General features: G+C 68.8%; 7 protein-coding genes and 1 other RNA gene. All 8 read right to left on the reverse strand.

Features of this window, described 5'->3' with window-relative positions:
* Nucleotides 1–139 precede the first annotated feature (139 nt).
* Nucleotides 140–562 carry a hypothetical protein gene (locus KBX39_RS17895; protein ID WP_043326371.1) on the reverse strand — a complete coding sequence of 141 codons (423 nt, stop codon included), beginning with the start codon at nucleotides 560–562 and terminating at the stop codon, nucleotides 140–142.
* A 175-nt stretch (nucleotides 563–737) separates the two neighbouring features.
* Nucleotides 738–1,113, reverse strand: a transfer-messenger RNA (tmRNA) gene (gene ssrA, locus KBX39_RS17900).
* A 103-nt stretch (nucleotides 1,114–1,216) separates the two neighbouring features.
* Nucleotides 1,217–1,696 carry an SsrA-binding protein SmpB gene (gene smpB, locus KBX39_RS17905; RefSeq protein ID WP_030501421.1) on the reverse strand — a complete coding sequence of 160 codons (480 nt, stop codon included), beginning with the start codon at nucleotides 1,694–1,696 and terminating at the stop codon, nucleotides 1,217–1,219.
* A 131-nt stretch (nucleotides 1,697–1,827) separates the two neighbouring features.
* On the reverse strand, nucleotides 1,828–2,703 hold the full coding sequence (gene ftsX / locus KBX39_RS17910) for a permease-like cell division protein FtsX (protein ID WP_030501420.1): 876 nt from the start codon (nucleotides 2,701–2,703) through the stop codon (nucleotides 1,828–1,830).
* 65 nt (nucleotides 2,704–2,768) lie between these two features.
* A complete protein-coding gene (ftsE, locus tag KBX39_RS17915) occupies nucleotides 2,769–3,449 on the reverse strand; it encodes a cell division ATP-binding protein FtsE (protein WP_013284225.1) in 681 nt (226 codons plus the stop codon).
* A gap of 118 nt (nucleotides 3,450–3,567) precedes the next feature.
* Nucleotides 3,568–4,689, reverse strand: coding sequence for a peptide chain release factor 2 (gene prfB, locus KBX39_RS17920; RefSeq protein ID WP_043326373.1), 1,122 nt, complete (start codon nucleotides 4,687–4,689; stop codon nucleotides 3,568–3,570).
* Between the two features lie 45 nt (nucleotides 4,690–4,734).
* Entirely contained in the window at nucleotides 4,735–5,250 is a 516-nt protein-coding gene (locus KBX39_RS17925; protein ID WP_043326375.1) for a PadR family transcriptional regulator, read from the reverse strand.
* Between the two features lie 134 nt (nucleotides 5,251–5,384).
* Nucleotides 5,385–7,013, reverse strand: a complete 1,629-nt coding sequence (gene pruA / locus KBX39_RS17930) for an L-glutamate gamma-semialdehyde dehydrogenase (RefSeq protein WP_187693684.1) — start codon at nucleotides 7,011–7,013, stop codon at nucleotides 5,385–5,387.
* Nucleotides 7,014–7,335 lie beyond the last annotated feature (322 nt).

The following is a 7,335-nucleotide window of genomic DNA, read 5'->3' on the forward strand; positions in this document are numbered from 1 at the left end:
GGGCCGGTGGGCGGCGTCCGGACGGGAGCGGCGCCGGGCGTGGCGCAGGCGGAGAGGGTCAGCAACGAGATCCCGAGCAGGGCGAGCACGCGACGCATACCGGTTGGACGCCGGCGCGTCCCGGCCGGTTCCCCCGGGCTCAGTCCTCGCCGCCGAGATCGGCCTGGTACGCCTCCCAGAGCAGGTCGGCACCGTGGCGGCGGTGCCGGTCGAGCGCGCGCAGCAGGTCCACGGTGCGGGCCCGCACCTGGGCGGCGGACGCCCCGGGCAGCCGGACCGTGTGCTGGAGCGCGGCCAGCGCCGCCAGGATCGCGGCGTGCTCGGCGACCAGCAGGCGTACGCCCCGGTGCAGCCGCGGCGCGGCGCGCACCAGGTCGGCGTAGTGGCCTCCCGGCCCTTCGGTGACGCGGACGTGTTCGGTGAAGCCCCGCCGGACCGGGTCGAGGTCGGTGAGCAGGCGCTCCCGCCAGCGCGGACCGCCGGTGGCCCGGGCGAGGGCGCGCAGGTCACCGGGAGCGGTGGGGAGCACGGAGATCGGCTGCTGGATCGGACTGGTGACCATGGGACACCTCCCGCTGCTGGGCGAACCCGTATGGCGATGGTGGACCCGGTACGCGGCGCTGTCCAGCGCTGCGACGCGTCTCATCTGCCGCATTGGCACCATCTGCCCCGGCAGGCTCAGAGGCCTCAGACGACTGTGCGCCCCGGTCCTCGTGGACCGGGGCGCACAGGCCGTGTAGTGGAGGTGCCGGGAATCGAACCCGGGTCCTTCGCCGGTTTGTCAGGGCTTCTCCGAGCGCAGCTCGCTGTGCCTCTACTCGGCCCCACCGCTCACGCGAGCAAGTTGGTGTGACGGGCCCAGTCGCTGATTGATCTCGCCGCACGGACCCCGCGACCGGGTCCGATTGGCCAGCCTTCTAGCTGATGCCGGCTAACTGGGTCGAAGGCGCTCCCAGGCCGACAGACTTGCTACTCGCCTCAGGCGGCGAGAGCGAAGTCAGCGCGATTGTTCTTGGCGCTTATTGGTTTCCGACGACCGATTCTCGAGACGACGTCGGCTTCCTCGGCTCGCTTCCCCTGTCGCTGCGTACGAAGTCGAAACCAGTCACCCCCTCGTAGCGCTGCCCCTGTCGGCAGCACACCAAGCGTAACGCCTGGCGCAACCGGATTCATCCCGAGGCCCGCCCGACGTGGGCAGCCGGACGAACCGGACGTATCACTCAGCCATGCCCTTGCCGCGCCGGCCGACCGCCCGGGCGATCTCCTTGGCGGCGTCCCGCTTGGCCAGGTCCTGGCGCTTGTCGTACGACTTCTTACCCCGGGCCAGGCCGATCTCCACCTTGGCCCAGCCGTCGGAGAAGTAGACCTGCAACGGCACCAGCGTCAGGCCGCTCTCCTTGAGCTTGCCCAGCAGCCGGTCGATCTCGATCCGGTTGAGCAGCAGCTTGCGGGTACGCCGGGGCTCGTGGTTGGTCCAGGTGCCCTGGGCGTACTCCGGGATGTGCATGGCGTGCAGGTAGATCTCGCCGTCACGCTCCTGGGCGAACGCGTCGACGAGCGACGCCCGCCCGGCCCGCAGCGACTTCACCTCGGTGCCGGTCAGCGCCATGCCCGCCTCGTACGTGTCGAGGATGGCGTAGTCGTGGCGCGCCTTCTTGTTGGAGGCGACCACCTTGCGACCCTTTTCCCGTGGCATCGGCGCCACCTCCCTCCCGGTCCGTCGCCGGCCACCGGCCGGCGAGCGAAGATCATGCTACCGGAACCACAAGGGCCCTCCCGCGCGGTTTATTCCGCGCGGGAGGGCCCTTGCCGGAGCCGGACGGGTGACTAGACCCGCAGGTAGAAGCGGAGCGTGACCCAGGCGGTGACCGCGCTGACCACGCCACCGACGGCGGCCATCAGCGGGAAGGTCAGGAAGATGTCGGACCAGGAGATCGGGGTGATCAGACCCTCCAGGGCCGCCATCGAACTGCCGGCCGCGAGCACCTTCACCGCGATCAACGCCAGCAGACCGAGGATGGAGCCGAACAGACCGGCCACCACCGCCTCCAGCACGAACGGCGCCTGGATGAACCAGTTCGACGCGCCGACCAGCTTCATGACCGCCACTTCACGCCGCTTGCTGTACGCGGCCACCTGGATGGTGTTCGCGACGAGCAGCAGGGCGGCGACGGCCATCACCATAGCGATCGCGAGCGCGCCGTTCTGGAAGCCGCTGAGCACGCCGAAGACCTTGTCGAGCAGCTTGCTCTGGTCGACGATCGTGTCGATGCCCTCGGCGGTCTTGTACTTGTCGTAGATCGCCTTGTACTGCTCGGGGTCGTTGAGCTTCACCCGGTACGACTCGGGAAGCTGGTCCGGCTTGACCGCGCTGACCAGGTCCGGGGCGTCGGCGTACATCTGCTGGAAGCGCTCGTACGCCTGGTCCTTGTTGACGTACGTCGAGTCCTTGACCAGCGGGTCCTGGTCGAGCTGCTGACCCAGCGCGTCGACCTGTTCCTTGGTGGCGTCGGTCTTCAGGAAGATCGAGACCTCGACGTTCTCGTAGTAGAGGTCCTTCATGTCGCCGACCTTCTGGTACAGAAGGCCGCTGCCGCCCAACATGAACAGCGACACCGCCATTGTGATGATCATGGCGATGGTCATGGTGACGTTGCGCCACAGCCCGACCAGTACTTCGGACAGGACGTACTTCATCCGCATCGGGATATTCCTCCGGCTCTCCGGCGTGAGGGTTCGTCGTCAGGGTCTACGGAACGTCGTACGGCTCAGCCGTAGACGCCGCGGGCCTGGTCGCGCACGATGCGGCCGCTCTCGATCTCGATCACCCGGCGCCGCATCTGGTTCACGATGTTGGAGTCGTGCGTGACCATCACGACGGTCGTGCCGGTGCGGTTGATCCGGTCCAGCAGGCGCATGATCTCGATCGAGGTGTCCGGGTCCAGGTTTCCGGTGGGCTCGTCGGCCAGCAGGATCAGCGGCCGGTTGACGAACGCCCGGGCCACCGCCACACGCTGCTGCTCACCACCGGAGAGCTCGTGCGGGTAGCGGTGCTCCTTGCCACCGAGACCGACCAGCTCCAGCACCTCCGGCACGACCCGGCGGGCGACCGCCTTCGTCTTACCGATCACCTCCAGCGCGAACGCCACGTTCTCGTACGCGGTGCGGTTCGGCAGCAGCCGGAAGTCCTGGAAGACGCAGCCGATGGAACGCCGGAAGTGTGGTCGCTTCCAGGAACGCATCGACGTCACGTCCTTGCCGTTGACGACGACGCGACCCTTGTTGGGCGTGACCTCGTGCAGCAGCAACTTGATGATGGTGGACTTGCCGGAGCCGGATGGACCGATGAAGAAGACGAACTCGCCCTTCTCGATCGAGACGGACACGTTGTCGAGCGAAGGCCGGGACGCCTTCGGGTACGTCTTCGTCACTTGCTCAAGCTGAATCACGGGTCGGTAGTCTACGCGGTGTAACCGCAGAGCCAAGCCCCCAGGCCCGCCGAAGCGGTGCGCGTCATCGATTTACCCGGTCAGAACGGGATCGATGACGCGCTCAGTCCGAACGTGATCACGCACCGTCAGCGCTGAGCTGCTGCTGCTTCCGCCAGCGGATTCCGGCCTCGATGAAGCTGTCCAGGTCACCGTCGAAGACCGAGGACGGATTGCCCGTCTCCTGTTCGGTACGCAGATCCTTCACCATCTGATACGGGTGCAGGACGTACGAGCGCATCTGGTCGCCCCAGGAGCTGGTGCCGCCGCTCTTCAGGCCGGCCATCTTCTCCTCCTCCTCCTGCCGCTTGCGCTCCAGCAGCCGGGCCTGGAGCACCCGCATCGCGGAGGCCTTGTTCTGCAGCTGGGACTTCTCGTTCTGGCAGGTCACCACGATGCCGGTGGGGATGTGGGTCAGCCGCACCGCCGAGTCGGTGGTGTTGACGCTCTGCCCACCCGGCCCGGACGACCGGTAGACGTCCACCCGGACCTCGTTCTCCGGGATGTCGATGTGGTCGGTCTGCTCGGTGACCGGCAGCACCTCGACGCCGGCGAAGCTGGTCTGCCGGCGGCCCTGGTTGTCGAACGGGCTGATCCGCACCAGCCGGTGCGTGCCGGACTCCACGCTGAGCGTGCCGTAGGCGTACGGCACCTTCACCGTGAAGGTGGCCGACTTCAGGCCCGCCTCCTCGGCGTACGAGGTCTCGTAGACCTCGGTCGGGTAGCCGTGCCGCTCGGCCCAGCGCAGGTACATCCGCAGCAGCATCTCGGCGAAGTCCGCGGCGTCCACGCCGCCGGCCCCGGCCCGGATCGCCACCAGCGCCTCCCGCGAGTCGTACTCGCCGGAGAGCAGCGTGCGGACCTCCATCTCCTGGATGGCCTTGGTCAGCCCGGCGATCTCCGACTCGACCTCGGTCAGCGCGCCCGGGTCGTCCTCCGCCTGGGCCAGCTCCAGCAGCACCCCGGCGTCGTCGAGCCGGGAGCGCAGGTCGCCGAGCTTGGTGATCTCGCCGTTGACGTACGACAGCTGCGACGTCACCTGCTGCGCCTTGGCCTGGTCGTCCCAGAGGTCGGGCGCGGAGGCCTCCTGCTCCAGCCGTGCCTTCTGCTCGCGCAGCTTGTCGAGGTCGAGCACGGCCTCGATGTTGCGCAGCGTGGCGTCGAGTTCCTTGAGCTGTTCGGCGTAATCGGCAGCGGTCACGACAGACAAGACTACTGCGTCGTTCCCTCAACCTGCTGCAGGTGGTCAGCCGACCGGCGCGGTCTTGAGCCAGGACAGCGCCGCCTTGTGGTAGGCGACGGCGAACTCCAGCGCGCTGGCGTCGTAGCTCTCGCCTTCCTTCTTGGCGTTCTTGACCTGCTCCCGCACCGCCGCCAGCGCCTCGGTGTGGTACTCGTTCGCCGTCGCGTAGAGGTTCTTGAGCTGGCTCGCCGAGTGCAGGTTGCCGAACGCCATCCGTAGCGCTATCGGGTTACGGATGGTGTCCTTGCCGGGATTCTCCGCCAGCCAGCGGGAGAATGTCCGTTTACCGGCAGCTGTCAGCGCGTACGGCTGACTCATGCGCGGCCCGGGCTTGCCGAGACGCACCAGACCCTTCTCGGCCAGGACCGGTAGCTCCCGGTAGACCTGACTGCGGGTCATCGACCAGTACGGCGCCAGCCGGCGCTCAGCCGCGGCCATCAACTGGCCGCCAGTCATCGGGCCGTCGTGCAGCAGGCCGAGCAAAGCTGCCGCCGTCGGGTTGACTCCGGAATCCGCCATGCCCTCTAAGCTGCCACTTTGTCGGCTCTGGCGTCCAGGATTTGCCTATTTCGGCACCCGCGGACCGGTCCGATGTGCACTGTCGGATGAGGAAGAGGGCCCGTCCCGGCCGGGACGGGCCCTCTTCGAGCGTCTCAGCCCATGTGCGGGTAGGTGTGATCGGTCGGCGGAACGAACGTCTCCTTGATCGTCCGAGGCGACATCCAGCGGACCAGGTTGTGCCAGGAACCCGCCTTGTCGTTGGTGCCGCTGGCCCGGGCGCCGCCGAACGGCTGCTGCCCGACCACCGCGCCGGTCGGCTTGTCGTTGATGTAGAAGTTGCCGGCCGCGTACCGCATCTTCTCCGCCACCTGGTCGACCACCCGGCGGTCGGTCGCGAAGATCGACCCGGTCAGCGCGTACGGCGCGATCGACTCGGCCTGGGCGACCACCTCGTCGAAGCGGGCGTCGTCGAAGACGTGCACGCCGAGGATCGGCCCGAAGTACTCGGTGGTGAACGTCTCGTGCGCCGCGTCGGAGCACTCGAACAGCGTCGGCCGGACGAAGTAGCCGACCGAGTCGTCGGCGGTGCCGCCGGCCAGGATGCGGCAGGAGTCGTCACCCTTGATCAGCTCCAGCGCGGCGGTGTGCCGGCCGAACGCCTTGTCGTCGATCACCGCGCCGCCGAAGTTGCTGAAGTCGGTCACGTCGCCGTAGGTCAGCGAGTCCGCGGTGGCGGCGAGCCGGTCGCGCAGCCCGCCCTCCCAGATCGACCGTGGGACGTACGCGCGCGAGGCAGCCGAGCACTTCTGCCCCTGGTACTCGTAGGCGCCCCGGATCAGTGCGGTGTGCAGCGCGTCCACGTCGGCGCTGGTGTGCGCGACCACGAAGTCCTTGCCGCCGGTCTCGCCGACCAGGCGGGGGTAACCGCGGTAGCGGGCGATGTTGTCGCCGACGGTCTTCCACAGGTGCTGGAACACCTTCGTCGAGCCGGTGAAGTGGATGCCGGCCAGGTCCGGGTCGGCGAGCACCACCTCGGAGACCTCCTCGCCGCGGCCGGTGACCATGTTGATCACGCCGGGCGGCAGGCCGGCGGCCTCGAACAGGCGCATGGTGAAGTGCGCCGCGAACTGCTGCGTCGGGGACGGCTTCCAGACCACCGTGTTGCCGAGCATGGCCGGCGCGGACGGCAGGTTGCCGGCGATCGCGGTGAAGTTGAACGGGGTGATCGCGTAGACGAAGCCCTCCAGCGGCCGGTGGTCGAGGCGGTTCCAGACCCCGGGCGAGGACAGCGGCTGCTCGGCCAGGAGCCGCCGGGCGAAGTGCACGTTGAAGCGCAGGAAGTCGATCAGCTCGCACGCCGAGTCGATCTCGGCCTGCACGGCGGTCTTGGACTGGCCGAGCATGGTGGCCGCGTTGAGCGTGTCCCGCCAAGGGCCGGCCAGCAGGTCGGCGGCGCGCAGGAAGATCGCGGCCCGCTCCTCGAACGGCAGCGCGCGCCACATCGGCGCGGCGTCCTTGGCGGCCTGCACCGCGGCGCGAGCGTCGTCGTGGGTGGCGTGCCCGGTGACGCCGAGAACGTGCGCGTGCTTGTGCGGCTGCACCACGTCGATCGACGCGCCGCCGGCCATCCGCCGCTCGCCGGCGATCGTCATGGGCAGCTCGATCCGCTCGGCGGCCAGTTCGGCCAGCCGCCGCTGGAGCCGTTCCCGGTCGGCGCTGCCGGGCTCGTAGGAGTGGACCGGCTCGTTGAGCGGCTCGGGTACGGAGAACACGGCGTCCATCAACAGGCTCCTGGCGATCTCGACGGCGACGGCGAAACCGGACCCGCGGGCGCCGGCCGGGCGGCCGGACACCGGGGCGCCGCGGGGTGGGCGGCGGCGGGACCTGGCCCGATTCTGTCACGACAAGCCCTCGCCGGACGCGCCTCCCTGGCACACCGGACGGCCGGTTCATCTCCGGACCGTCGGCCCCAACCCGCCCGGATCCGACGAAACATCGGATCGCGCCCCAGTTCGTCGACGATTCGTCGGCGCTTACTCGACCTTTGATCCAGCCCACCCTCGGGGGGTGGCGGTGTTCCGGGCCTCCGGGCGGCACCTCCCC

The sequence above is a fragment of the Micromonospora sp. D75 genome, from assembly GCF_018070405.1.
Classification (GTDB): domain Bacteria; phylum Actinomycetota; class Actinomycetes; order Mycobacteriales; family Micromonosporaceae; genus Micromonospora; species Micromonospora chalcea.